Origin of the sequence: Exiguobacterium sp. NPDC077395 (genome assembly GCF_050269125.1) — a bacterium.
Classification (GTDB): domain Bacteria; phylum Bacillota; class Bacilli; order Exiguobacteriales; family Exiguobacteriaceae; genus Exiguobacterium; species Exiguobacterium aestuarii_A.
In genome coordinates this window covers 1-24443 of sequence record NZ_JBNNHU010000002.1, presented here as the reverse complement: position 1 = coordinate 24443, position 24443 = coordinate 1, and the positions used below count along the sequence as shown (strand labels likewise).

At 46.4% G+C, this 24443-nt stretch carries 24 protein-coding genes and 1 rRNA gene; 10 read left to right on the top strand and 15 right to left on the bottom strand.

What is annotated here, in order from left to right; translation table 11 throughout:
• Positions 1-88: 88 nt before the first annotated feature.
• The 6 genes from rpsR to ACQKD4_RS10575 all read right to left on the bottom strand — a co-directional run bounded on the left by rpsR (position 89) and on the right by ACQKD4_RS10575 (position 3717).
• Positions 89-319, bottom strand: coding sequence for a 30S ribosomal protein S18 (gene rpsR / locus ACQKD4_RS10600; protein WP_015880232.1), 231 nt, complete (start codon positions 317-319; stop codon positions 89-91).
• 43 nt (positions 320-362) lie between these two features.
• The gene (gene ssb / locus ACQKD4_RS10595) at positions 363-872 is read right to left on the bottom strand and encodes a single-stranded DNA-binding protein (RefSeq protein WP_015880231.1); all 510 of its coding nucleotides are present in this window, start codon (positions 870-872) and stop codon (positions 363-365) included.
• Positions 873-909: 37 nt separating this feature from the next.
• Positions 910-1197, bottom strand: coding sequence for a 30S ribosomal protein S6 (rpsF, locus tag ACQKD4_RS10590; RefSeq protein ID WP_074034039.1), 288 nt, complete (start codon positions 1195-1197; stop codon positions 910-912).
• A 131-nt stretch (positions 1198-1328) separates the two neighbouring features.
• Complete coding sequence (gene ychF / locus ACQKD4_RS10585) at positions 1329-2429, bottom strand: redox-regulated ATPase YchF (RefSeq protein WP_214696529.1); 1101 nt, start codon at positions 2427-2429, stop codon at positions 1329-1331.
• A gap of 153 nt (positions 2430-2582) precedes the next feature.
• Complete coding sequence (locus ACQKD4_RS10580) at positions 2583-2786, bottom strand: DUF951 domain-containing protein (protein ID WP_214696523.1); 204 nt, start codon at positions 2784-2786, stop codon at positions 2583-2585.
• A complete protein-coding gene (locus ACQKD4_RS10575) occupies positions 2776-3717 on the bottom strand; it encodes a mechanosensitive ion channel family protein (RefSeq protein ID WP_214696521.1) in 942 nt (313 codons plus the stop codon). Before ACQKD4_RS10575 ends, ACQKD4_RS10580 begins: the two co-directional genes overlap by 11 nt.
• A gap of 171 nt (positions 3718-3888) precedes the next feature.
• Between ACQKD4_RS10575 and yyaC the strand changes: the two genes are divergently transcribed.
• Positions 3889-4515, top strand: a complete 627-nt coding sequence (gene yyaC / locus ACQKD4_RS10570) for a spore protease YyaC (RefSeq protein WP_214696519.1) — start codon at positions 3889-3891, stop codon at positions 4513-4515.
• On the opposite strand, the gene ACQKD4_RS10565 is transcribed toward yyaC, so the two are convergent.
• The 5 genes from ACQKD4_RS10565 to mnmE form a co-directional block, all read right to left on the bottom strand.
• Positions 4488-5270, bottom strand: a complete 783-nt coding sequence (locus ACQKD4_RS10565) for a ParB/RepB/Spo0J family partition protein (protein ID WP_074034048.1) — start codon at positions 5268-5270, stop codon at positions 4488-4490. The genes yyaC and ACQKD4_RS10565 overlap by 28 nt on opposite strands.
• 36 nt (positions 5271-5306) lie before the next feature.
• A complete protein-coding gene (gene noc / locus ACQKD4_RS10560; protein WP_074034050.1) occupies positions 5307-6191 on the bottom strand; it encodes a nucleoid occlusion protein in 885 nt (294 codons plus the stop codon).
• A gap of 80 nt (positions 6192-6271) precedes the next feature.
• Positions 6272-6988: a 16S rRNA (guanine(527)-N(7))-methyltransferase RsmG gene (gene rsmG, locus ACQKD4_RS10555; RefSeq protein ID WP_214696505.1), complete on the bottom strand. Its 717-nt coding sequence runs from the start codon at positions 6986-6988 to the stop codon at positions 6272-6274.
• Between the two features lie 4 nt (positions 6989-6992).
• Positions 6993-8879 carry a tRNA uridine-5-carboxymethylaminomethyl(34) synthesis enzyme MnmG gene (gene mnmG, locus ACQKD4_RS10550; RefSeq protein ID WP_427373300.1) on the bottom strand — a complete coding sequence of 629 codons (1887 nt, stop codon included), beginning with the start codon at positions 8877-8879 and terminating at the stop codon, positions 6993-6995.
• Between the two features lie 15 nt (positions 8880-8894).
• Positions 8895-10274, bottom strand: a complete 1380-nt coding sequence (gene mnmE, locus ACQKD4_RS10545) for a tRNA uridine-5-carboxymethylaminomethyl(34) synthesis GTPase MnmE (protein ID WP_214761219.1) — start codon at positions 10272-10274, stop codon at positions 8895-8897.
• A 170-nt stretch (positions 10275-10444) separates the two neighbouring features.
• Between mnmE and ACQKD4_RS10540 the strand changes: the two genes are divergently transcribed.
• Positions 10445-11197, top strand: coding sequence for a nucleotidyltransferase domain-containing protein (locus ACQKD4_RS10540; RefSeq protein WP_427373299.1), 753 nt, complete (start codon positions 10445-10447; stop codon positions 11195-11197).
• A gap of 18 nt (positions 11198-11215) precedes the next feature.
• On the opposite strand, the gene ACQKD4_RS10535 is transcribed toward ACQKD4_RS10540, so the two are convergent.
• From ACQKD4_RS10535 to rpmH, 4 genes are all read right to left on the bottom strand, one after another.
• Positions 11216-11761: an HdeD family acid-resistance protein gene (locus ACQKD4_RS10535; protein WP_427373298.1), complete on the bottom strand. Its 546-nt coding sequence runs from the start codon at positions 11759-11761 to the stop codon at positions 11216-11218.
• Between the two features lie 101 nt (positions 11762-11862).
• On the bottom strand, positions 11863-12723 hold the full coding sequence (yidC, locus tag ACQKD4_RS10530) for a membrane protein insertase YidC (protein ID WP_214696490.1): 861 nt from the start codon (positions 12721-12723) through the stop codon (positions 11863-11865).
• Positions 12724-12828: 105 nt separating this feature from the next.
• Complete coding sequence (gene rnpA, locus ACQKD4_RS10525; protein WP_147537828.1) at positions 12829-13173, bottom strand: ribonuclease P protein component; 345 nt, start codon at positions 13171-13173, stop codon at positions 12829-12831.
• A gap of 154 nt (positions 13174-13327) precedes the next feature.
• Positions 13328-13462 (bottom strand): 50S ribosomal protein L34, encoded by a 135-nt coding sequence (rpmH, locus tag ACQKD4_RS10520; protein ID WP_015880216.1) that lies wholly within the window; start codon positions 13460-13462, stop codon positions 13328-13330.
• Between the two features lie 764 nt (positions 13463-14226).
• Here rpmH and dnaA point away from each other — a divergent pair.
• The 8 genes from dnaA to ACQKD4_RS10480 form a co-directional block, all read left to right on the top strand.
• Complete coding sequence (dnaA, locus tag ACQKD4_RS10515) at positions 14227-15606, top strand: chromosomal replication initiator protein DnaA (protein ID WP_427373297.1); 1380 nt, start codon at positions 14227-14229, stop codon at positions 15604-15606.
• Between the two features lie 193 nt (positions 15607-15799).
• A complete protein-coding gene (gene dnaN, locus ACQKD4_RS10510; RefSeq protein ID WP_026824743.1) occupies positions 15800-16939 on the top strand; it encodes a DNA polymerase III subunit beta in 1140 nt (379 codons plus the stop codon).
• A 126-nt stretch (positions 16940-17065) separates the two neighbouring features.
• Positions 17066-17281: a S4 domain-containing protein YaaA gene (gene yaaA / locus ACQKD4_RS10505; RefSeq protein ID WP_427373296.1), complete on the top strand. Its 216-nt coding sequence runs from the start codon at positions 17066-17068 to the stop codon at positions 17279-17281.
• Position 17282: 1 nt separating this feature from the next.
• Positions 17283-18401, top strand: a complete 1119-nt coding sequence (gene recF, locus ACQKD4_RS10500) for a DNA replication/repair protein RecF (RefSeq protein ID WP_074034078.1) — start codon at positions 17283-17285, stop codon at positions 18399-18401.
• A gap of 49 nt (positions 18402-18450) precedes the next feature.
• On the top strand, positions 18451-20379 hold the full coding sequence (gyrB, locus tag ACQKD4_RS10495) for a DNA topoisomerase (ATP-hydrolyzing) subunit B (protein WP_214696486.1): 1929 nt from the start codon (positions 18451-18453) through the stop codon (positions 20377-20379).
• Positions 20380-20401: 22 nt separating this feature from the next.
• The gene (gene gyrA / locus ACQKD4_RS10490; RefSeq protein ID WP_214696483.1) at positions 20402-22972 is read left to right on the top strand and encodes a DNA gyrase subunit A; all 2571 of its coding nucleotides are present in this window, start codon (positions 20402-20404) and stop codon (positions 22970-22972) included.
• 57 nt (positions 22973-23029) lie between these two features.
• Positions 23030-24019, top strand: a complete 990-nt coding sequence (locus ACQKD4_RS10485) for an HD-GYP domain-containing protein (RefSeq protein WP_427373295.1) — start codon at positions 23030-23032, stop codon at positions 24017-24019.
• Positions 24020-24244: 225 nt separating this feature from the next.
• A 16S ribosomal RNA gene (locus ACQKD4_RS10480) occupies positions 24245-24443 on the top strand; the annotation flags it as partial.

Genomic DNA, 24443 nt, shown 5'->3' with positions numbered 1-24443 from the left:
CATATTCGTCGGTTTCACTTACACACTTACAAACGAGATGAAATACAAAAAAACGACTTATCCAAAAGGATAAGCCGTTCGTCAAACATTACTCTGCAACGTATGGAAGCAAAGCCATTTGACGTGAGCGCTTGATAGCGACAGTAAGTGGACGTTGGTATTTCGCTGAAGTACCAGTCACACGACGTGGAAGAATTTTACCACGCTCCGAAACGAAGCGTTTGAGCAATTCTACGTCTTTATAATCGATATGAGTGATGTTGTTCGACGTAAAGAAACATACTTTACGACGACGACGACCTCCTGGACGACGTGCCATGTGAAGACCTCCTTTATAAGTTAGTTTTTATTGTCAACAATGATTAGAATGGCAAATCATCATCTGACAAGTCGATTTTGCCGCCACCCGAGAACGGATCTGCGTCAAAACCTTTATTCGAATTCGAGGACTGAGATGAAGTCGAAGCAGCTCCTGCGCCCCATCCTGATCCACTTGATTCACCACCACCGAAGACATCTCCAGATGGTGCTTGCTCACGTTGCCCTGAGGCTCCGCGTGGTTCAAGGAAGCGTACGCTGTCGGCGACTACTTCTGCCCGGTAACGACGTTGGCCATCTTGTCCTTCGTAACTACTGATTTGAAGGCGACCGTCAACGCCGGCCATGCTGCCCTTTTTCAAGTATTGTGCTACGTTCTCTGCTTGTTTGCGCCAAACGACACAATCAATAAAGTCCGTCTCGCGCTTCCCATCTTGTCCAGCGAATGGACGATCGCAAGCGAGAGTAAGGCGTGTTACGGCGATTCCGCTCTGCGTGTAACGCATTTCCGGATCGCGAGTCAATCGACCAACTAACACAACTCGGTTAATCATCTCCAAGCTCCCCTTTCACGATACGAGACGTTAAGGATTAACGCTCGTCTTTTGTTGTCATTTGACGGACAACGTCGTCAGAGATCTTCATGAGACGCTCTGTTTCTTGGATCGCTTTAGGTTCAGCAACGATGTTAAGAAGAACGTAGTGTCCTTCGCGCATCTTGTTGATTTCATAAGCGAAACGACGTTTACCCATGTCTGTTGTTTTTTCAACAGTACCACCGTTTTCAGTGATGACGTTGTTGAAGCGCTCGATTAAAGCTTTCTTCGCTTCCTCATCAACTGATGGACGGATAATGTAAAGAAGTTCGTATTTACGCATTATCTTTCACCTCCTCTTGGACTAACGGCTCCTACCGGTTTGTAGGAGCAAGGAGCAAACAATTGTTTTACTCACGTCATAATATACTATCAAACTTCCTTGACTTTTACAACACGTTTCAGCAAATCAACTTATACGTTGAAGCGGAATGTGACAACGTCGCCGTCTTGGAAGACATATTCTTTACCTTCCGAGCGAAGTTTCCCTTGTTCTTTCACTGTCGTCATGTTGCCAGCTGCCGAAAGATCTTCATACGCGACAACTTCAGCACGAATGAATCCACGTTCGAAATCAGAGTGAATGACACCGGCACATTGTGGGGCCTTCATCCCTTGTTTGAACGTCCAAGCGCGAACTTCTTTTTCACCTGCCGTGAAGTATGTCGCAAGACCAAGTGTCGAATACGCCGCACGGATCAATTGATCGAGTCCTGACTCTTCGATACCGAGATCTTGCAAGAATTCGAGGCGCTCTTCCGGTTCGAGCTCTGAAATTTCTTCTTCGATACGTGCACAGATGACGATGACTTTTGCCCCTTCTGTTGCCGCATGGTCACGGACCGCTTGTACGTACTCGTTTGAGTCCGCGTCCGCCACTTCGTCTTCACTCACGTTCGCCACATAAAGCATCGGCTTCATCGTCAACAATTGGAAGTGTTTCACGATGGCGAGTTGGTCGTCCGTTAATTCAGCGACACGTGCCGGGCGCTCCGACTCAAGAACGTCACGTACGATTTCAAGTGCTTCAAGCTCTTGTACCGCTCCTTTATCTTTTGCTTTTACCATTTTTTGAACGCGAGCGATTCGTTTATCGACTTGTTCAAGGTCAGCTAAGATCAATTCAAGATTGATCGTCGTGATGTCGTCAATCGGTGAGACGCGTCCCGCAACGTGCGTGATGTTCTCGTCCTCAAAGCAACGAACGACTTGGCAAATTGCATCAACTTCGCGAATGTTCGCCAAGAACTTGTTTCCGAGTCCTTCACCTTTTGATGCACCTTTAACGATTCCAGCGATATCTGTAAATTCAAACGCTGTTGGCACCGTCTTTTTCGGTTTGACGAGTTCCGTCAATCGATCAAGACGTGCATCTGGTACTTCAACGACTCCGACGTTCGGGTCGATTGTCGCGAACGGATAGTTAGCCGCTTCGACTCCTGCTTGTGTAATCGCATTAAACAAAGTCGATTTCCCGACGTTTGGTAATCCGACAATTCCTGCTGTTAATCCCACTAGTAGTTCCTCCTCATCCGGTGTTTCCCGGGAAATGTTAAGCCGTCTGTGGAGTGGGTACCTTCAGTACACCACACCGTCACATCCTTCACAATTATAGATAGTCCACGATTAAACCGCAACTCACGTTCATAACCTAAAGAAAAACGCCGCTTATTCTGCGGCGTTCCCTTGCTCAAGCACTTTCTTGAATCGCTTATCAAAGTCTCGGCGTTGCATGAGTACACTTGCTCCGCAACCTTGACATTTGATGCGAATGTCCATCCCTACACGTGTGATTTGCCAGCGGTTCGTCTTGCAGGCATGTGGTTTTTTCATTTCCACAACATCGTTCAACGCATAAGTTTTACTGTGCATTTTCTGCTTCTCCTCCTTTAGGAGTTGGGTTCGGTGGCAACATGACCGTACGTGGGTATGGAATTTCAATACCACGTTGGTCGAATCCTGCCTTCAATTCTTTATGCAAAATTCGTCCAGCTGCGAAATGTTGAGTCGGTGGTACTTCTGCCATCAAGCGATAGACGACTTCTGAAGCCCCGAGTGACTGTACTCCTGCGAGTGTGATTGGTTCAATGAAGAGGTCATGATACTTCGCCTCGACTTCTTTCGCAATCTCTTTAATCGCCGACTCGACATGTTCCATGTCCTCTTCGTAGGCGACACCGACATCGACAACCGCCACACTATTTTCTAGTGAGTAGTTCGTCACTTGCATGATCTGTCCGTTCGGAATGATAGAAACTTGTCCGTTCAATCCTTTTAGTTTCGTAGTGCGAATGCCGACCTCGATGACGACTCCTTCGACCTGTTGATTCAAACTGACATAATCCCCATTTTTATATTGGTTTTCAAAGATGATGAACGCGCCTGTAATGACGTCCTTCACTAAACTTTGCGCACCGAACGAGATGGCAAGACCTGCTACCCCGGCTGATGCGATTAAACCGGCGATATTGACGCCGAATTGTCCGAGCACTGTCAGGACCATAATCAAACCGATCACATAACGGATCGTATTTTGTGCGAGTTTCAAAAGTGTCTCGTTTTGACGCTGAGCGACAATATCATGTTCTTTTATTTTTCGAATCGTAAATACGCGCTCCACCATCGTCGTCAAGATTCTTGTTGCAATATATAAGCCAAGAATGATGAGCGCGACACCGGCGAGCTTGATCCCTAAACCAATCCACATGTCTGTATCTTTAAAGTACTCCACGAATTGGTTTACGCTATCCATCGTTTCGTCTGCCACCGTGCTTAAATCTTTTTCTGTATTTTGCGAAGCCATCTTTTCACCTCAAAAGTCGTAGATTCTAAATCATCAAAACATATTTCGCGACTTTTCTCAAACGCCGCATTCGGAAGTTTAGAAGTTTTCCACTTTTGGGAATGGGTTAATACGAGATCAATCCCCTAACTGCAACTAGGAATAGGCAGCTCAGAAGAGAGGATGAGATTCATGCCGTTTCGCCTAAAACCTCATAAACCATACTCTTTCTTCATTGAACACACTGAGCGGAGTGGATCCAGATTACTTGCGGACCAGCTTCATGAACAGTTGGTCAATGAAACCCATCGCCCCATCGTCCTTGTTTGCATCGGTTCGGATCGTTCGACCGGTGATTCTCTTGGTCCACTCGTCGGAACGTTTTTAGAAGAACGTCGCATCCGCAACCTACACGTATACGGTACATTAACGAAACCCGTACACGCACTCAATTTAGTGGAGACGTTACATGAGATCCAAACCCGCTTCCATCAACCGCTCATCATTGCCATCGATGCCTGTCTCGGACGTTTGTCGAGCGTCGGTTACGTCTTCTTTTCAGAAGGACCACTCGCCCCCGGTGCAGGTGTCCAAAAAGAACTCCCTGCCGTCGGCGCTTATAATATCAAAGCCGTCGTGAACGTCAGTGGCTTTATGGAAATGATGATTCTTCAAAATACACGACTCCATCTCGTCTATGAACTCGCACGCTTCATCACGGAAGGATTCGTCGATTTCGATTCACGCATCGGACGCCTTCATCACGAAGAGGCTGCGATCACTAGACTTCGTCAATCACGAGACGAGTCAAAGTCTTGAGGCGACAACAACGTAAGGAGTTGTTCTAAATCGTCTTGTGAGAAGTATTTTAGTTCTAACACGCCTCCCTTTCGACGAGGACGAATCGACACATCCATTTGAAGACGCTCTGCAAGCACTGCTTCGACCGCTTCGATATCCGCGTTCGATTGCTTCAGCGTCTTTTTTGCTGTGCGCTCTTTTTGTAAATAACGCTCGAGCCGTCTTACCGTCCAGTGTTCGGCAATCACTCGTTTTGCAATCTGTTCCATCGCTTGTTCTGATTTCATGCCTGTAATCGCCCGTGCATGACCCATCGTCAAATCGCCGACCATGACCGCGTGCTGAACCGCGCTCGGTAGACGAAGCAGACGCAAACTGTTCGTCACATGACTTCTGCTTTTCCCGACCCGGTCTGCCAATTGTTGTTGAGTCAGGCCGAGTGTCTGCATCAATTGTTCATAGGCGACGGCTTCTTCGATGGCGTTCAAGTCGGCACGCTGAATGTTTTCAATCAAGGCCAACTCCATGACGCGATCCGAGTCTGCCGTGACGACTAGAGCGGGAATGTCTTCTTTCCCGGCAAGTTTTGCCGCTTGGAATCGTCTTTCCCCAGCGATGATTTCATAGTAGCCGGTCGCTTTTCGTACGACAATCGGCTGCAGAACGCCATACCGTTCAATCGACTGGCGCAACTCTTCTAGTTTCTCCACCTCAAATTGTTTCCGGGGTTGGTTCGGGTTTGGGCGAATGAATTTTAATGCTAATCGTTCCATCTACAAACCTCCTTCATCGTATGAAAAAGCACGGACTCATTTTTGAGGCCGCGCTTTCGGGATGCGAATTCGAATTTCAACAAATTCCTCTTCGTCTACTTCTTCAGTTTGGACATCAATCCCTGTTTTCCCAATCAAATCGATCGAGTCACGAATCGTATTGATGGCGATTCGCGTATCGCGCGCAAAACTTTTCGTCCGGCGACGTTGTTTTTTTGGTTTACGCTTTTCTTCTTCGATTGGCGTTGTCAAAAAGGCGACTCGTTCTTCCGTCTCTTTAACATTGTAATCCTGTTCCAACACTTCCACGAGCACTTGGAGCTGTAGTCCCTCTTCTTTTAACGGTAACAGCGCACGAGCGTGTCGTTCATTGATGCGACGATCGCGAAGTGACTGTTTCACGTCTTCAGGCAACTTCAACAGTCGTAACTTATTCGCAATCGTAGACTGGCTTTTCCCTAAACTCTTCGCTAACGCATCCTGCGTCAAGCCATTCAAGGCGAGTAAACGGTCGTATGCCTCCGCTTCTTCAATCGGACTCAACTGTTCCCGTTGCAAGTTTTCGATCAAGGCGAGCGCAGCCGTCGTATCATCATCCATATCGCGAACGATTGCCGGAATCGCTGACCAGCCGAGCGATTTAACGGCTCGGAAACGACGCTCCCCGGCGATGATTTCATAGCAGTCCCCGTCTGCCTTACGAACCACGATCGGTTGAAGCAGTCCGTGTTCCGAAATCGTCGTTGCCAACTCTTCAATTTTAGCCGGTTCGAATACTTTACGCGGTTGATATCGGTTCGGACGCAATCGTGACAACGAGAGCTCCTGTACCGTGTCGTCCGCTCGAACTTCTGCAATCTGCGTCACGGCAACTTCGTCTTTTCGATTCACACCGAACAATTTCGCAAATCTATTCTTCAACGTCGGGCACCCCTTTTATGTAAAAAAATAAGCAGACTCCACCACTGGAATCTGCTTTTGTTTCACGTGAAACGACATCATCAGATAAGTGGCTCTTTCGCCGGTGTCCCCGCCTTACGCGGATATTTCCCGGGCGTTTTTCGTAGTTTATCTACAACTACGATATTACGCTCACTCATCTCTCCTGGCAATAGGAACTGGTGTGTTGCTTTTTCTTTCCCACCAAGGACAGCCAACGCATTTTGGGCGTCTTTCATCTCATCAGATACTTTCGCTGCTTTCAGCGCGACAAAGTTTCCGCCTACTTTTGCGAGTGGTAGGCAGTACTCAGCCAACACTGTCATGCGGGCTACCGCCCGTGCTGTGACGACATCAAACTGTTCACGGAATTTTTTATTCTTCCCGAACTCTTCGGCACGTCCATGATGGAACGCGACACCTTCAAGTCCAAGGGCGAGCGCCAATTCATTCAAGAACGTGATGCGCTTATTCAATGAATCGATGATCGTGACATGTAAGTGCGGGAATAAAATCTTGAGAGGGAGACTCGGGAATCCGGCACCCGCTCCGACATCACATACCGTTTCGACTTTCGTGAAATCGAAATGAAACGCTGCGCTGAGCGAATCGTAAAAGTGTTTCAAATACACTTCCTCTTTGTCTGTGATGGCCGTCAAGTTCATTTTTTCGTTCCATTCAACGAGCATCTCGAAATAGCGCTTGAACTGAGCGAGTTGTGTCTCGTTCAGTTCAAACCCTTTCGCCCGTAACGCTTCAATAAATTGAGATTCGTTCATCGTTTCACTCCACCGTCGCATATTGTCCTTGTTCGATATAGACGAGCAAGATTGACACGTCTGCAGGGTTTACACCTGAGATTCGTGATGCTTGTCCGATCGAAAGTGGACGAACTTGTTTTAATTTTTGTTTCGCTTCTGTCGCAAGACCGCCGATTGCATCGTAATCCAAGTTTTCTGGAATCCGTTTTGCTTCCATGCGACGCATCTTCTCGACTTGTTCGAGTTGTTTTGAGATATAACCTTCATACTTCACTTGAATCTCGACTTGTTCTTTCACTTCGAACGATAACTCGTCCGTAGATGGCACGGCCGTCATGAGCGCCTCATACGTCACTTCTGGACGCTTCAACAAAATGTTCGCATGTGTCGCTTCTTTCAGCGGGTGTGCACCGACCGATTCAAGCATCGCATTCACTTCAGGCGTCGGTTTGACGACAAGTGATGCAAGTCGCTTCACTTCTTTTTCAATCGCTTCACGCTTCTCATTGAGATGTGCATGGCGTTCTTCTGAAAGTAAGCCGATCTCATGCCCGATGTCGCTGAGACGTAAATCTGCATTGTCATGACGCAACAAGAGGCGATACTCAGCACGCGATGTGAGGAGACGATATGGTTCGTTCGTTCCTTTCGTCACGAGGTCATCGATTAAGACACCGATGTATGCTTGAGAGCGGTCAAGGATGACAGGGTCTTTACCGAGCACTTTGCATGCGGCGTTGATTCCCGCCATGATTCCTTGTCCAGCTGCTTCTTCGTAGCCGCTCGTCCCGTTGATTTGCCCTGCTGTAAAGAGTCCTGGAACTGCCTTTGTTTCAAGAGTCGGCCAAAGTTGCGTCGGTACGACCGCATCGTACTCAATCGCATAACCTGGACGCATCATCTCTGACTTTTCAAGACCTGGAATCGTCCGAAGCATCTGATGTTGAACGTCTTCTGGCATACTCGTCGAGAAACCTTGAACGTATACTTCTTCCGTATCGCGACCTTCTGGTTCTAAGAAGATTTGGTGACGTGGTTTGTCATTGAAACGGACGACTTTATCTTCAATCGATGGACAGTAACGTGGTCCTGTTCCTTTGATTGCACCCGAATACATCGGTGAACGGTGTAAGTTCTCATCAATCAATTGATGTGTACGTTCACTCGTATACGTGAGCCAGCAAGGGATTTGTTCAATTGGATTCAAGTCAGTCGACGTGTACGAGAAGAATGATGGATTCTCGTCTCCAGGCTGAATCTCAGTCTTCGAGTAATCGATTGTTTTCCCATCGATTCGTGGCGGTGTCCCTGTTTTGAATCGAACTAAATCGAGGCCGAGTTCTTCTAAATGTTTTGAAAGCTCGACCGATGGCATTTGGTTGTTTGGACCACTTTCGTATGCCAATTCACCGATGATGATTTGACCACGCATGAACGTTCCCGTCGTGACGATGACTGCTTTCGCGCGATATTCTGAACCCGTGTTCGTTACCACGCCACGAACTTCTCCGTCTTCGACGAGCAATCGTTCAACAAGTGCCTGACGAAGCAATAGATTCGGCTCGTCTTCTAGCACTTTCTTCATATGATTTTGATATTGGAATTTGTCCGCCTGTGCACGTAGTGCACGTACCGCTGGACCTTTCGACGTGTTGAGCATCTTCATTTGGATGTACGTCGCATCAATCGCACGACCCATTTCTCCGCCGAGTGCGTCGATTTCACGTACGACAATCCCTTTCGCCGGTCCACCGATTGACGGGTTACAATACATGAACCCGACCATATCAGGGTTCATCGTCAGCATCGCTGTTTTGGCACCCATCCGAGCCGATGCGAGTGCCGCTTCAATCCCTGCGTGTCCGGCCCCGATGACGATTACGTCATATTCGCCTGCCGTATAAGCCATATTTGTTCCTCCTTATTATTTCCCAAGACAAAACTGTGAAAAGAGCTGATCAATCAAGCTCTCTTGTACGGTATCTCCATTGATTTCACCGAGCGTATCCCATGCCCGACGTAAATCGATTTGGACCATATCGATTGGCATATTCATGACAGCACTACCGAGTGCCTCATCAATTTGACCAATCGTTCGTTTGATTAATTGAATGTGTCGAGCGTTTGAGATATATGTCATATCTTGTGACTCGACGCCTTTTGCAAAGAAGAGGTTCGCAATCGCCGCTTCAAGTGCATCGATTCCCTCATCTAGTAAGAGTGACGTCGCCACGATTGGACGTCCTGCCGCTAGTTTCTCTAGCTTAGAAGAATCCATGTTTTGTGGCAAGTCTGTCTTGTTGATGATGATGATTGCATTCATCCCTTTGACGGCCTCAAACAACGCCTCATCTTCGACAGTCAACCCTTCATGTCCGTTTAAGACGAGAAGGACCAAGTCCGCTGCTTCTAACGCCTTCCTCGATTTTTCAACGCCGATGCGTTCAACGATATCTTCTGTCTCGCGAATACCGGCGGTGTCCACCAACTTGAGCGGAACACCTTTCACGTTGACATATTCCTCGATCGTGTCACGTGTCGTCCCGGCAATCTCCGTGACAATCGCTTTCGTCTCCTGCACGAGCGTATTCATGAGTGAGGATTTTCCGACGTTCGGTCGCCCGATGATCGCCGTCGCCAAACCTTCGCGCAAGATTTTCCCTTGTCGCGCCGTCTCGAGCAATTGCTCTAAGATTCGTTTGACTTCGCCCGCCTTCTCTTCGACGATTGCTTGTGTCATCTCTTCAGCGTCATACTCAGGATAGTCAATATTGACCTCGACTGCCGCAATCGTCTCAAGCAACTGTTGACGCAATTCGCGAACGAGTCGTGACAAACGTCCTTCCATTTGAGACATCGCCACGTTCATCGCCCGATCCGTCTTCGCACGAATCAAGTCCATGACCGCCTCGGCTTGTGATAAATCGATGCGGCCATTTAAAAAGGCGCGTTTCGTGAACTCGCCCGGTTCTGCTAAGCGGATGTCGGGTTGGTCGAGAATGAGTTCTAGCACACGATTGACCGCCACGACGCCTCCGTGACAATTGATTTCGACGACGTCTTCTCGTGTAAACGTCTTTGGTGCTCGCATGATACTGACCATGACTTCATCTACGACTTCGCCCGTATCAGGACGTTTTAATGTTCCATAATGAATGGTATGTGAATCGACCTGTGTTAAGTCTTTTCCAGAAAACACATTGTTCACCGTTTCGACCGCCAAATCGCCTGATAATCGGACGATTCCAATGGCACCTTCACCCATCGGCGTCGAAATCGCTGTAATCGTGTCAAACTCTAGCATCTTTCTCCCTCCAAACCTAAACCATCTTCTTCTATCATATGCATAACGAACCTACTATACACGATATTCGACTTGAACGAAAGAGTTCACCCGCCGATGAAGTCGTTGCAGTTCCTATCATTATTTTCGTACAATAAAGGAATATATTGACAGAGACGAGAGGGATGAACATGAAGCAACAGGAAGCGATTCAACTCATTACGGAACGATTAAAACAGGATGAGGCAGTTCAAGCAATTTTTTTGAAAGGCTCTTTCGGCAGGGGAGAAGCCGATGAACATTCGGATATCGACCTTTATGTCATGGTGCACCCCGATGAGGAGGCCTCCTTTCTATCTAGACGCCTCGAGCATTTAAACGCCTACCGTCCGATTCTGTTAAAAGATGAGATTCACATCGTTGCGCCACAACTCATCGTCGTATTCGACGATTTTCTTCACCTCGACCTGTTCACGGTCACGCAAGATACGTTGAACCATCAAGACTCGATTCATGTGATCTACGACCCACAACAGCGACTTGCTAGACACGCCACTTCCTTGCAGTTAGACGAAGCAGCAATCAGTGACCATGCCTTCGACACCGTTTGGTTCTTTTTCCAATATACGAAATCAAGAAATCGCGGTAACGAAATTTGGGCAGCCGAAATGCTTCGTCAAGGAATGGTCCATTTTGCATATGTGTTAGCCGCTCACCATACACCGGATCGGGCTTCCCTCGGTTTAAAGGATATGACGCAGCGACAAGAAATCGACCTACATCCATTTTATAATCAATTGACCCCAGCGAATCATGAAAAAGCCGCCCGATTCTACATCGAGCGACTTAAAGAAGAACACCCTTTCTTCCAATCCTTATCCGGCTACAATGTGTTTGGACCGTTTATGGAACAGTTGCTTCAACGAGAAACAAACCGCCTTTGAAAGAGGACGGTTTGTTTTTTAGTAACGTGCTTGTCGTTTCGTCGAACGAATCGTGAAGTAGAGGAACAATTCTAGAATTGCAATGGCGATGAGGATTCCACCGAAAAGCTGGAATAGGACAAGTAGGCTACTGAACGGATTCGTCAGCATAAGAATCCCGACACCAATCCACAATAGACTGCCAATCAAAAACCAGAGCCATCGTCCCGCCATCGATTGACGGTAACCGAGCGCCTGAATGAGGCGAATGATTCCTCCAAATAAAAACAGCGCCCCGATTAAAATCGGGAGTAGACTAGCCAGCGTCTCGGCGAAGAAAAAGACGACCGCTGCCAAAATCAAATAGATGAGACCCATAAAGAAAGCTGGCGGTAATCCGCCTTGTCGTCTGCGAACTCCCTGAAAGATCATCCATATGCCCATGATCGCCAAGTATCCGGCAATCACGTACACCATGACATCAAAGAAAAATCGAGGGTACAGTAGAATAAGAACACCGAGCACAAAGTAAATGATTGCTTGCCATAACGTCGAACGTTCTACACGATGAATAAATGCCTCCATGTTTCCACACCTCCGTTTACCCGTTTCTTTCATTATTCCCGTCTTCTCGACATACAATCCCACAAAAAAAGCTGAGTGTCAGATGACACCCAGCCTAACGATTATTTACGTTTTTTCTTTTTGTTTTTCTTCTCTTCTTCAGCAAGCGCCGCACGCTCTGCTTCTTTCGCAGCGATTTTCGCTTCTGCTGCAACCTTCATCTTCTCACGCATCGGAAGCATGATTGCCATCGTGACGATGATTGAGATGATATAACCGACTACCCAGTACAATGAGAGCGCGGCTGGAAGGTTGATCGACATGATGAAAATCATGACCGGGAAGATGTAAAGCATCATCTTCAATTGTGGGTTCTGTTCTTGACCCGCCATTGAGATTTTTTGTTGAACGAACGTCAAGATTGCCGCTAAAATCGGCAAGATGAACGTTGGGTCCGGAGCACCGAGGTCGAACCATAAGAAGTCCGCTTCGAAAATCTCAGGAGTACGACGAATCGCATCATAGAACGCGAAGAGAATCGGCATTTGAATCAAGATTGGCAAACAACCTGCGAGCGGGTTGATTTGGTATTCTTGATAAAGTTTCATCATCTCTTCTTGGAGTTTACGTTGTGTTTCTTGGTCTTTTGAGCTGTACTTCTCACGAAGCTTCAACATTTCCGGTTGCAAGACTTGCATCGCACCCATACTCTTCGTCTGCTTGATCATGAGCGGGAGAATCAACAAACGAACAATGATTGTCGCGATGATGATTGAAATCCCATATTGCCATGGGCCACCCACTAAATAAGCAACTTCCTTCAAGAGCCATGCGAGCGGCCATACAAAGTACTTCGCCCAGAAACCTTCTGTGTCAGCCGTGATTGGTTCGGCTTGGATGGTAGACGGATCCACACAGCCTGCCATCAGCATAATGACCGCAGTCATGGCAGCGAGTAATCCTAATTTTAGCTTTTTGCTCATAGTTCCTCCTACGCTTTCTTTATCAATTCTTTTTTAACGCACACGTCGATCGGGCAATCTTATAAGACTCTGATTATATGAGAGAACAAATTCAGATTGTCATGGTCACCGGCTTTGTTTTTGCCAAACCTTCGCTCGTTTGAATACGTGTTTCAAACTCTCGGTCACTTCCGACTGCGTCAATGCGGTCGCAGGCTTCCGAGCGATGATCACATAATCATTCGGCGCAACGTTCGGTTCAAGCAAGCGAAGCGACTCACGCATCAATCGTTTCATGCGGTTTCGTTCTACAGCATTTCCAAGCTTTTTGCTGACAGAAAGACCCACTCTGAAATGCGTTTGATCCGCTTTGAGCGTGTAGACGACAAACTGACGATTGGCCACGGAGCGTCCTTCGCGAAACACCGCTTGGAACTCTTCATTCTTTTGCAGGCGGTATTCTTTTTTCAAAATTCTCACTCCATCCTTCGCTTCAAAAATCGTCAACTAACATCATATCATATCCACATCATTTGAACGAGGGAGAATCCATGAAATGCTACGTTTCTGTGACAAACTAAAAAATTGCCCGAGGAAAGGATCCCCGGGCAATCTTCATTCGAAATTATACAGTCAAGGCTTTACGGCCTTTACGACGACGAGCAGCAAGAATGTTGCGACCGTTTTTAGTCGCCATGCGTGCACGGAATCCGTGAACTTTCTTACGCTTACGGTTGTTAGGGTTGAAAGTTGGTTTCATGGTTACAGCACCTCCTCAAGATTAACGCTCTATTAGCAAGTTATAGTTTCATTTAAGGCAGTCTTTAAGATTATATAAATCGAATCAACAATTGTCAATGTATTTTCGAACGGTTTTCGAATCAGGTCGATCACGTGATTGAGAAGGATCATTTGGGATCATTCAGCTTTGTCTAGAACGGCTTGTATGGAACCAGATTGATACGAAACCTTTACGTATTTCTTAAACGGTCTTTATAAATAGCGATGTTGAGCCATTTTATCCACATATTCACGAAGTTATCCACATTTATATGTGAATAACTCTTCTTTTTTCATGTCTAAATTCTTTATTTTTTCATTTTCTTCTTTTACAAAAACTTTCTCTCAATTCACTTCCTCCTCTTTTGTGCATAACTTTTTCAGTGACCTTTCTATCCAAACCCCTTTATCCACAACATATCCACAGTTTATCCACAAAACACACAGCATGTGGATAAGTGGGTGTGGATACTTTTCTTTGTCTGTGGATAAATACCGAAAAGCATTGCCACGTCTATTTTATTTTGCTAAACTGAATGTGCACAAACTTGTGGATGAACAATTCGTGATTCCGAGATATACACAGGCTGTGGATAAGTGTTATCCCCATAATGAACACCATGTGGATAACTTTATCCACAGTTTTTGTTCTTTGGGGATAACCCTAGTTTCTACTATAGAATAGTGTATGTGTATATCGTGTGAATAAGTTTTACCAAACATGTGAGTAAAGGAGGTCTTTCATTGAAGAATGCTCGCGAGATTTGGAGAAACGTTTTATCTGTGATTGAAGAAGAGGAACGAACTCCAAAAGCTAGTTTTGACATGTGGTTGAAATCAACCGAAGGGATATCACTGATGGGAACGACACTCGTTGTGTCGGCACCGGCCAGTTTTATCGTTACGTGGTTAGAGCGACAGTACTTGTCACTTTTACAAGATACGGTCGAAGAAATCACAAACAATAAGCTCGAAATTCATTTTATTGAAGAATCTCAAGCACACAAGTATGCTCCAGCGGATGGATCGTCACAAGAATCCATTGCCATGACGGAAACAAGGGAACAGCCTTTACCATTACCTTCAAAAGAGGAAGGGGATCTCGGACAGCTGAATGACAAATATATCTTCGAGACGTTTGTCATCGGATCGGGGAACCGATTTGCCCACGCCGCATCACTCGCTGTCGCTGAAGCACCGGCACGTGCATATAACCCGCTATTCATTTACGGGGGAGTCGGACTCGGGAAAACGCATTTGATGCATGCGATTGGTCATTACGTAAAAGGACAAAAACCAGGAGCTCGGATTGCGTACGTCTCTTCTGAAAAGTTTACGAATGAATTCATCAACTCTATTCGAGACAATAAAACAGGCGAGTTCCGTAATCGCTATCGGAACATCGATGTGTTGCTGATTGATGATATTCAGTTCTTAGCAGGAAAAGAACAAACGCAGGAAGAGTTTTTCCACACTTTCAATGCGCTACACAATGATCAGAAACAAATCGTCATTTCAAGCGACCGACCACCAAAAGAAATTCCGACGTTAGAAGATCGCCTACGTTCGCGTTTCGAATGGGGACTCATTACGGATATCACACCACCTGACCTCGAGACACGAATTGCGATTCTCCGTAAAAAGGCGACTGCTGAAGGTCTCGATATCTCAAACGAGGTCATGCTTTATATTGCGAATCAAATCGATACGAACATTCGTGAGCTAGAAGGGGCATTGACACGCGTTGTCGCTTACGCAAAACTAGTTGGGCGACCGATTGACCCAGACGTAGCAGCAGAAGCGCTTCATAACATCATGCCGGTCCAGGAAGCGAAGAAGATCGTCATTCGTGACATTCAAGAAATCGTCGGTCAACACTTCAACATTCAAGTAGAAGAGTTGAACTCGAAAAAACGCACAAAAACGTTGGCATTCCCACGTCAAATCGCGATGTACCTATCTCGTGAGATGACGGAGAGTTCATTACCGAAAATCGGGGAAGAGTTTGGAGGGCGTGATCATACGACTGTGATTCATGCACATGAGAAAATTAGCACGCTTCTGAAAAACGATGTGGAAATGCAAGAGACGATTCAAACGTTGAAAAAAGCACTGTCTAACTGATGATGGATTCTCTGTGGATATCCTGTGGATAAACCACCTTAGTTATCCACAAGTTATTCACAGGCGAAATGGCTTCATACGTATGCTTCAGGGGACTTATCCCCAGTATCCACAGCCCTTATTACTATTATGACTTAATTAATACTATTATTATTAGTAAATGACTCATTTCACCTTAGGAGGAATTATCCACATGCATTTAACGATTCAACGAGATGTATTCATGCAAGCCGTACAAGATGTATCAAAAGCTGTGGCTTCACGAACAACCATTCCAATTTTGACAGGCTTAAAGCTTGAAGCTCATGCGGACGGTTTAACACTGACAGGAAGTGATACTGAAATTTCGATTGAACGTTTGATCCCAATCGAAGAAGGTGGAATCGAACTCATTCAAATTCAGCGTGCTGGAAGTGTCGTATTAAATGCGCGCTTTTTAGGAGAAATCGTGAAGAAGTTGCCGACGAACGAAGTCACACTCGAAGTGTCACCAAACTTCATGACACGAATTGAGTCTGGCCAGGCAGAATTCCATTTGAACGGTCTCGATCCGGACGAATATCCTCGCCTGCCAGAACTTGCGAGCGACCGTCGTTTCTATCTACCAGCGGATCTCTTGAAGACGATCATCCGTCAGACGAGTTTCGCCGTTTCCTCACAAGAGACACGCCCTGTTCTAACAGGAGTCAACTTCTCTGCTGAGAAAGGCTTCCTTACATGTGTAGCGACAGACAGCCACCGCTTGGCGCTTCGTCGTGCTCGTTTTGAGACAGATAACGACTTGACGTTCCAAAATGTCGTCGTCCCTGGTCGTTCGCTCAACGAACTCGCTAAATTGCTCGATCGTGAAGAGTTGCCGATTGAAATCGTACTGACAGACCAGCAGATCTTGTTCCGCATGAAAAATATCTCATTCTTCTCGCGTTTGTTGGACGGGGCGTACCCAGACACGTCACGCCTCATTCCGGAAGAATATCGTACAGCAGTACGTATGAATGCGAAAGAATTCTTACAAGCCATCGACCGTGCGTCACTCTTAGCACGTGCTGACCGGAACAACGTGATTAAATTTGTCGCGGAAGATACGACAGCAGTCGAAGTATCTTCACATTCGCCTGAAGTCGGTAAAGTGTCTGAGCGTGTCAGCATCTTATCGCTTGAAGGGGAAGAATTGAAAATTTCCTTCAACTCTAAGTTTGTAATGGATGCGCTTCGTGCGCTCGATGCATCTGAAATCGAAATCCAGTTCACGGGTTCGATGCGACCGTTCATTCTACGACCGGTAGAGCAAGATAGCGTGCTTCAACTGATTTTACCAGTCCGCACATCGTAAGCAGCGGATAGGGATGATGAGGTGTCTGACCTTGTCATCCCTCTTTTTGCCTTATTCGACGATTTTCGATAAACTAATATGTATGGCGATTTTTTCAGATCAGCATGTGAGAAAGGAAGTGACGACATGGAAAAAGTGTCGATTACAACCGAGTATGTAACGCTCGGACAATTTTTAAAATTAGCAGACATCATCTCAAGTGGGGGACAAGCAAAGTTCTTTTTAGAAGATGTCCTAATCAAAGTGAACGGTGAGCAGGACCAACGCCGTGGTCGTAAATTGAGAGATGGAGATACAATCGAGGTCGAAGGCTTCGGGGAATATCAAATCGAGGGAAACTGACGTGCATTTAAAGTCGATCCGATTGCAAAATTATCGCAACTACGAAACCCTCGAGCTAGATTTCTCAGAACAGACGAATGTTCTAATTGGTGAGAATGCCCAAGGAAAAACGAATCTTCTCGAATCGATTTACGTACTTGCGCTCGCAAAATCGCATCGGACGACACAAGACCGAGAATTGATCGGTTGGGAAGCTGATGCCGCAAGTATCGAAGGACGGATTCATAAACGCACCGGCGAATCGGTGCAGAGTCTCTCATTTTCTCCTAAAGGAAAAAAAGCAAAGCTCAATCATTTAGAACAACGTCGTCTCAGTGACTATGTCGGCGCATTTAACGTCGTCTTGTTCGCCCCTGAAGACTTAGCCATCGTCAAAGGCAGTCCACAAGGGAGACGGCGATTTTTAGATATGGAAATCGGTCAGGTCAGTCCCGTGTACTTACATGAGCTCAATCAATATTTGAAGACGTTAAAACAGCGAAACGCCTTGTTGAAGCAGTTATCCACAAAGGGGGGGGACGAGACGTTACTCGAAGTATTGACGGACCAATTGATTGAACTCGCCGTGAAGATTGTGATGAGACGCTATCATTTCATCGATCAACTCGAAAAATGGGCTAATCCGATTCATTCTGGGATCACACGTGAGTTAGAGACACTGACGATTCAATACGTTTCTGACACGTTCCAAAAAGAACGTTTCTCAAAAGAACAGATGTTTGAAACGTATCGTCAAAAGTTTGATAAAATAAGAGAGAACGAACGAAGAAGAGGTGTGACCTTATTTGGTCCGCATCGTGACGATTTTGAATTGTACGTAAACGATCGAAACGTTCAAACGTTCGGTTCACAAGGTCAGCAACGAACGGCGGCCTTGTCATTGAAGCTAGCTGAAATTGAATTGATTCATGAAGAAGTGGGCGAATATCCTCTGTTGTTATTAGACGATGTGTTATCTGAACTTGACGATCATCGCCAAACCCATCTACTCGATACGATGGGACGAAAAGTACAAACGATTTTGACGACAACAAACATTGATGGAATCGCACATGAAACCATTCAACAAGCCAAAGTGTTTCACGTGAAACAAGGCGAAGTCGAAACAGAATCCGTGTAATCGTGGTAAGAAGGAACACCAAATCATGTATAGTAGGTGAAAATAACCGATGAGTAATGAAAATGAAAAAGAATTACAAGCGTATGGCGCCGATCAGATTCAAGTTCTTGAAGGCTTAGAGGCTGTTCGTAAACGTCCAGGGATGTATATCGGTTCCACAAGCTCTCGCGGTCTCCACCACTTAGTATGGGAGATTGTCGATAACTCAATCGATGAGGCGCTTGCAGGTTATTGTGACACGATCACAGTGACGGTTGAGCCAGGAAACTCCATCGTTGTCGAAGATAACGGACGTGGGATTCCAGTAGACGTTCAAAAGAAAACAGGTCGACCTGCCGTTGAAGTTATTTTCACGGTATTGCACGCCGGCGGCAAATTCGGCGGTGGCGGATACAAAGTTTCAGGTGGTTTGCACGGTGTAGGGGCGTCGGTTGTTAACGCACTATCGACAAAACTTGAAGTGTTCGTCCGTCGCGACGGCAACGTGTATTATCAATCGTTCAAACGTGGCGTGCCACAAGGCGAACTTGAAATCGTCGGAACGACAGATACGACAGGAACGACTGTCCGCTTCTTCCCGGACGGCGATATCTTCCAAGAAACGCTCGAGTATGACTTTGATTTGCTAGCAACACGTCTTCGTGAGCTTGCTTTCTTAAATAAAGGGTTACGGATTGTCGCAAAAGATGATCGTAGCGATGAGACGATTGAACGCAATTATCACTACGAGGGCGGAATTAAGTCTTACGTCGAGCACTTGAACCGTTCGAAGGCATCGATTCATGAAGAGCCTGTGTATGTGCACGGAACGAAAGATGGAATCGAGGTAGAGATTGCCCTTCAATACAACGAAGGTTTCGCAAGTAACATCTACTCATTCACGAACAACATCCCAACACATGAAGGTGGGACGCACGAGACTGGTTTCAAGACAGCACTCACACGTTCAATCAATGATTATGCGAAGCGATTCGGATTGATGAAAGAGGCCGACGGAAGTCTTTCTGGGGATGATGTCCGTGAAGGATTGACGGCGATCGTTTCCGTCAAACACCCGGCACCTCAGTTTGAAGGACAGACGAAGACGAAACTTGGAAATGCCGATGCTCGTACGGCGACAGATACGTTATTCAGTGACACGTTCGAACAATTCTTGCTCGAGAACCCATCAGTCGGTCGTCTCATTGTCGACAAAGGATTGATGGCAGCACGCGCACGCCTTGCTGCGAAACGCGCACGTGAGATGACACGTCGTAAAGGTATTCTCGAAGTCAGTTCATTACCAGGGAAATTGGCTGACTGTTCGTCGAAAGACGCTTCGAAATCTGAACTATACATCGTTGAGGGTGACTCAGCGGGTGGTTCGGCAAAATCTGGTCGTGACCGTCACTTCCAAGCAATCTTGCCGATTCGAGGGAAAATCATCAACGTCGAGAAAGCACGTCTTGATAAGATTTTAGCCAACCAAGAAGTTCGGACGATTATCACGGCTCTCGGAACAGGGATTGCGGATGAGTTTGATCTATCAAAAGCTCGTTACCATAAACTGATCATCATGACCGATGCCGATGTCGATGGAGCGCACATTCGTACGCTGTTATTGACGTTCTTCTATCGTTACATGCGACCACTCGTGGAGAGTGGATACGTCTATATTGCGCAACCACCGCTCTATGGTGTGAAGCACGGTAAAGAAACAATCTATGTTCAAAACGAGCGAGAGTTACAAGCTACACTTGCACAACTTCCTGAAAACGCACGTTATAGCGTTCAACGTTACAAGGGTCTTGGAGAGATGGATCCTGAACAGTTGTGGAATACGACGATGAACCCGGAAACGCGTTCGATGCTTCGCGTCGATCTTCAAGATGCAATTGAGGCAGATGAGATTTTTGAAACGCTCATGGGTGACAACGTCGAACCACGCCGTGACTTTATTCAATCTCACGCCCATTACGTGAAGAACCTCGATATTTAATAAGAAGGGTAGGCAATAACGAATGGCAGAACAAGAAAATATCAAGGATATAAATATTAGCCAAGAGATGCGAACGTCGTTCATGGACTATGCGATGAGCGTCATCGTATCACGTGCCCTTCCGGACGTGCGAGATGGTTTGAAGCCGGTTCACCGTCGTATTTTGTATGCGATGAACGAGCTCGGAATTCGTGCGGACAAGCCACATAAGAAATCGGCGCGTGTCGTCGGGGACGTGATCGGTAAGTATCACCCACACGGTGACTCTGCCGTTTACGAAACGATGGTTCGTATGGCTCAAGATTTCAGTTATCGTTACGAACTGGTCGACGGTCACGGGAACTTCGGTTCAGTCGATGGCGACTCGGCCGCTGCGATGCGTTATACCGAGGCACGTATGTCTAAGATTGCGATGGAACTCGTACGAGACATTGGCAAAAACACAATCGATTACCAACCAAACTTCGATGGTGAAGAGAAAGAGCCGGTTGTTCTTCCGGCTCGCTTCCCGAACTTCCTTGTCAACGGAACGAGCGGGATTGCGGTCGGGATGGCAACGAACGTTCCTCCGCATAACTTGAATGAAGTCATCGATGGGGTGTTGGCTCTTACTCATAACCCGGACATCACGATTGCTGAATTGATGCAACACATCCCAGGCCCTGACTTCCCGACAGCGGGAGAGATTTTGGGACGCAGCGGGATTCGTCGTGCCTATGAAACGGGACGTGGATCGATTACGATGCGTGCGAAAGCCGAAATCGAAACGTTGAAAAACGGTCGTGAACGGATCCTCGTTCATGAAATCCCATATCAAGTCAACAAGGCACGTCTCGTTGAGAAAATTGCCGATTTGGTACGTGATAAAAAAATCGAAGGAATCACAGACTTGCGTGATGAATCCGACCGTAACGGGATGCGGGTCGTCATCGAAGTTCGTCGGGATGCGAATGCGAGTGTCATCTTGAACAACTTGTATAAGCAAACGCCGATGCAGACGACGTTCGGAGTGAACATGCTTGCCCTCGTAGGCGGTCGCCCGAAAACGTTGAACATCAAACAAGCCATCTATTACTACATCGAACACCAAAAAGAAGTCGTACGTCGTCGTACGCAATTCGATTTGGATAAAGCGGAAGCACGTGCCCACATCTTAGAGGGACTTCGTGTTGCGCTTGATCACTTGGATGAAGTCATCGCCATCATTCGTAGTACACGTACTGGTGACGAGGCGCGTGAGAAGTTGATTGCTCGCTTTGGACTTTCTACTGAGCAAACGCAAGCGATTTTAGATATGCGTCTCCAACGATTGACTGGTTTGGAGCGTGAGAAAATCGAAGGCGAATACCGTGAAGTGAAAGCGTTGATCGAGGAACTTCGTGCGATTCTTGGTGATGAGGAGTTGCTTCTCGACATCATTCGCAACGAGTTGCTTGAAATCAAAGAGCGGTATGGTGACGCACGTCGTACGGTGATTCGTACAGATATCGTTGAACTTGAGGATGAAGATTTAATCCCGGTTCGTGACATGATGATCACGTTAACGAGCGAAGGTTACATCAAGTCAATTCCATCCGATTCATACCGCGCACAGCGTCGGGGTGGACGTGGGAAACAAGGTATGGGAACGAACGATGAAGACTTCGTACTTCGTTTGCTGTCAGCATCGACACACGATACGATTCTCTTCTTTACGAACTTCGGTCGTGTCTTCCGTCTTAAAGGATATGAAATTCCTGAAATGAGTCGTACCGCAAAAGGAATGCCGATCATTAACTTGCTTCAAATTGATAAAGGTGAAAAAGTTGAAACAATGATTCCTGTCGATTTCAACAGTTACCTGGCAAACCAAACGGTGGCAGAAGATGCGCAAAATGAATCGGAAGAAGAAGTGGCAGATGAGCAATTGTCTCTTGTCTTCATTACAAAAGAAGGTTTGATTAAGCGTTCACCACTCTCGGCATACGCTCGAATCAACAAAAACGGTCTTCGTGCCATCAGCTTGAATGAAACAGATGAGCTCGTCACTGTCCGCTTGGCGAAGAGCGATGATGAAATGTTGATTGTCACACGCCAAGGAATGTCGATCCGTTTCCCTCTCGAAGGAGAAGTTCGCTCGATGGGACGTACGGCACGTGGTGTGCGCGCGATTCGTTTGAAGAAAGACGATGATTTGGTCGTCTCAATGGAAATCGTTCGCACAACGCAAGACGTCTTGATTATCACTGAAAAAGGATTCGGGAAACGTACGGCTATGGAGCAGTTCCGTACACAAGGTCGTGGCGGTTCCGGAATCATTGGAATTAAGACAGATCGTGGAACAGTCGTGGGTATGCGTGTCGTTGATGAAGATGATGACATCATGTTGATGACTGAGCACGGCGTTGCGATTCGAATCGATTCGCAAACCATCTCTCAGATGGGTCGAAGCACACGTGGTGTGAAAGTGATGAACATTGAAGATGGCGATCGTCTAGCGACTATCGCAAAATTGAAAAAAGATGAGTTAGAAGAGGAATCAGCAGTCGATTTGGAGAATGGGTTTGAGGTAGAAGCACCTGAAGCCGACGAATCGTCTGATGTGAATGAGTAAGACGAGAGGTCGAACGGTGTTTCCGTTCGACCTTTTTCATATATAGGAGGGATTCGCGTGCGTTTGAACTTATCCGCTGTACATGTTGGTATGACGTTATTGTCACCCGTTTCTTCCTTAGAGGCAGGAATTCATTTAACAAATGAACATCTACGTTTGCTCCGTTTCTTAAAGATTGAAGCAATTGATGTTGCACCCGTTGAACAATTCATCTTCACTTCTATAGAAGAAAAGCTTCTTTGCGAACAGGTTCTACAATATGAGAAACATTATAATCAGTGGGAAGAGCGAATCGCCCCGAATCCTTACGAGGGTTTAGAATTCATTCATCAACTATTTCGTCAGGAACTCCCGCTTTCAGCAGTCGTTCATTTTTTTACGCATCAACCTTTGCGAAAAAACCATGTCATCTACCATGCGATTTATCGAGCACTCGTCGCACGCGCCTTATCGAAATATCGAGGGGATGAGCATCAACTTCAATTTGATTACGGAATTGCTTCTTATTTCGCTGATGCGAGTTACGCTAAAATTCGAAAATGGTCTCATATGCGTTATTTCACAAAAATGGAACGGGAGCTACTATACCAACACCCACTCGTCTCGGCGGCGATGCTTCCAAGTAATCAAACGCTACGAGGGCGTGTCTATCAATTAATCACAGAGCATCACGAACGTCTAGATGGATCCGGTTTTCCAAAACGTCTGACCGAGCGGGAGTTGAATCCCGCGTCTCCTTTATTTATTGTCGCTGATCGATTCTGTCAGTTAACCGCACCACGAACGTTTCGAAAACCACTTTCGCCAGAAGAAGCATACTTCTATATGTGGCAGAATAAAGCCTATGACGAGGAGGCCTTGTCGCTTCTCGCTACGTTGCTCGGATTTTATGAAATTGGTCGACCTGTTTTATTGAGTAGCGGAGTGCGTGGGAAGATTCACGCCTATACGAATCGTATTGAGAGACCTATCGTTATAGAAGATACGGATGAGACTGAATATGATTTATCGCGTTTGGCTGAAGTGAAAATTGTAGCGTTTCAATAAGAAGAGACTAGCGATTCCTTTCATTAAAAATGAGAGGAATCGTCTTTATTTATTCTTTTTTAAAAAACTTTATTTTTATAGTTGACGAATATAAAGTCAGGTGCTATTATAAATGAGTCGCTAAGAGCGGCAGACGAACTTTGAAAACTGAACGATGAGGCAAAAATAAGTTTTACAATTTTTGAATGAAGCGCAAGCTTCGTCAATCTAAGAGCTATATCAAATTCTTTGGAGAGTTTGATCCTGGCTCAGGACGAACGCTGGCGGCGTGCCTAATACATGCAAGTCGAGCGCAGGAAACCGTCTGAACCCTTCGGGGGGACGACGGCGGAATGAGCGGCGGACGGGTGAGTAACACGTAAAGAACCTGCCCATAGGTCTGGGATAACCACGAGAAATCGGGGCTAATACCGGATGTGTCATC

What these genes read in the sequence shown, in the direction of transcription:
- rpsR (WP_015880232.1), bottom strand. Translation starts at nt 319, where the DNA reads ATGGCACGTCGTCCAGGAGGTCGTCGTCGTCGTAAAGTATGTTTCTTT.
- ssb (WP_015880231.1), bottom strand. Translation starts at nt 872, where the DNA reads ATGATTAACCGAGTTGTGTTAGTTGGTCGATTGACTCGCGATCCGGAA.
- rpsF (WP_074034039.1), bottom strand. Translation starts at nt 1,197, where the DNA reads ATGCGTAAATACGAACTTCTTTACATTATCCGTCCATCAGTTGATGAG.
- ACQKD4_RS10580 (WP_214696523.1), bottom strand. Translation starts at nt 2,786, where the DNA reads ATGCACAGTAAAACTTATGCGTTGAACGATGTTGTGGAAATGAAAAAA.
- ACQKD4_RS10575 (WP_214696521.1), bottom strand. Translation starts at nt 3,717, where the DNA reads ATGGCTTCGCAAAATACAGAAAAAGATTTAAGCACGGTGGCAGACGAA.
- yyaC (WP_214696519.1), top strand. Translation starts at nt 3,889, where the DNA reads ATGCCGTTTCGCCTAAAACCTCATAAACCATACTCTTTCTTCATTGAA.
- ACQKD4_RS10565 (WP_074034048.1), bottom strand. Translation starts at nt 5,270, where the DNA reads ATGGAACGATTAGCATTAAAATTCATTCGCCCAAACCCGAACCAACCC.
- rsmG (WP_214696505.1), bottom strand. Translation starts at nt 6,988, where the DNA reads ATGAACGAATCTCAATTTATTGAAGCGTTACGGGCGAAAGGGTTTGAA.
- mnmG (WP_427373300.1), bottom strand. Translation starts at nt 8,879, where the DNA reads ATGGCTTATACGGCAGGCGAATATGACGTAATCGTCATCGGGGCCGGA.
- mnmE (WP_214761219.1), bottom strand. Translation starts at nt 10,274, where the DNA reads ATGCTAGAGTTTGACACGATTACAGCGATTTCGACGCCGATGGGTGAA.
- ACQKD4_RS10540 (WP_427373299.1), top strand. Translation starts at nt 10,445, where the DNA reads ATGAAGCAACAGGAAGCGATTCAACTCATTACGGAACGATTAAAACAG.
- ACQKD4_RS10535 (WP_427373298.1), bottom strand. Translation starts at nt 11,761, where the DNA reads ATGGAGGCATTTATTCATCGTGTAGAACGTTCGACGTTATGGCAAGCA.
- yidC (WP_214696490.1), bottom strand. Translation starts at nt 12,723, where the DNA reads ATGAGCAAAAAGCTAAAATTAGGATTACTCGCTGCCATGACTGCGGTC.
- rpmH (WP_015880216.1), bottom strand. Translation starts at nt 13,462, where the DNA reads ATGAAACCAACTTTCAACCCTAACAACCGTAAGCGTAAGAAAGTTCAC.
- dnaN (WP_026824743.1), top strand. Translation starts at nt 15,800, where the DNA reads ATGCATTTAACGATTCAACGAGATGTATTCATGCAAGCCGTACAAGAT.
- yaaA (WP_427373296.1), top strand. Translation starts at nt 17,066, where the DNA reads ATGGAAAAAGTGTCGATTACAACCGAGTATGTAACGCTCGGACAATTT.
- gyrB (WP_214696486.1), top strand. Translation starts at nt 18,451, where the DNA reads ATGAGTAATGAAAATGAAAAAGAATTACAAGCGTATGGCGCCGATCAG.
- gyrA (WP_214696483.1), top strand. Translation starts at nt 20,402, where the DNA reads ATGGCAGAACAAGAAAATATCAAGGATATAAATATTAGCCAAGAGATG.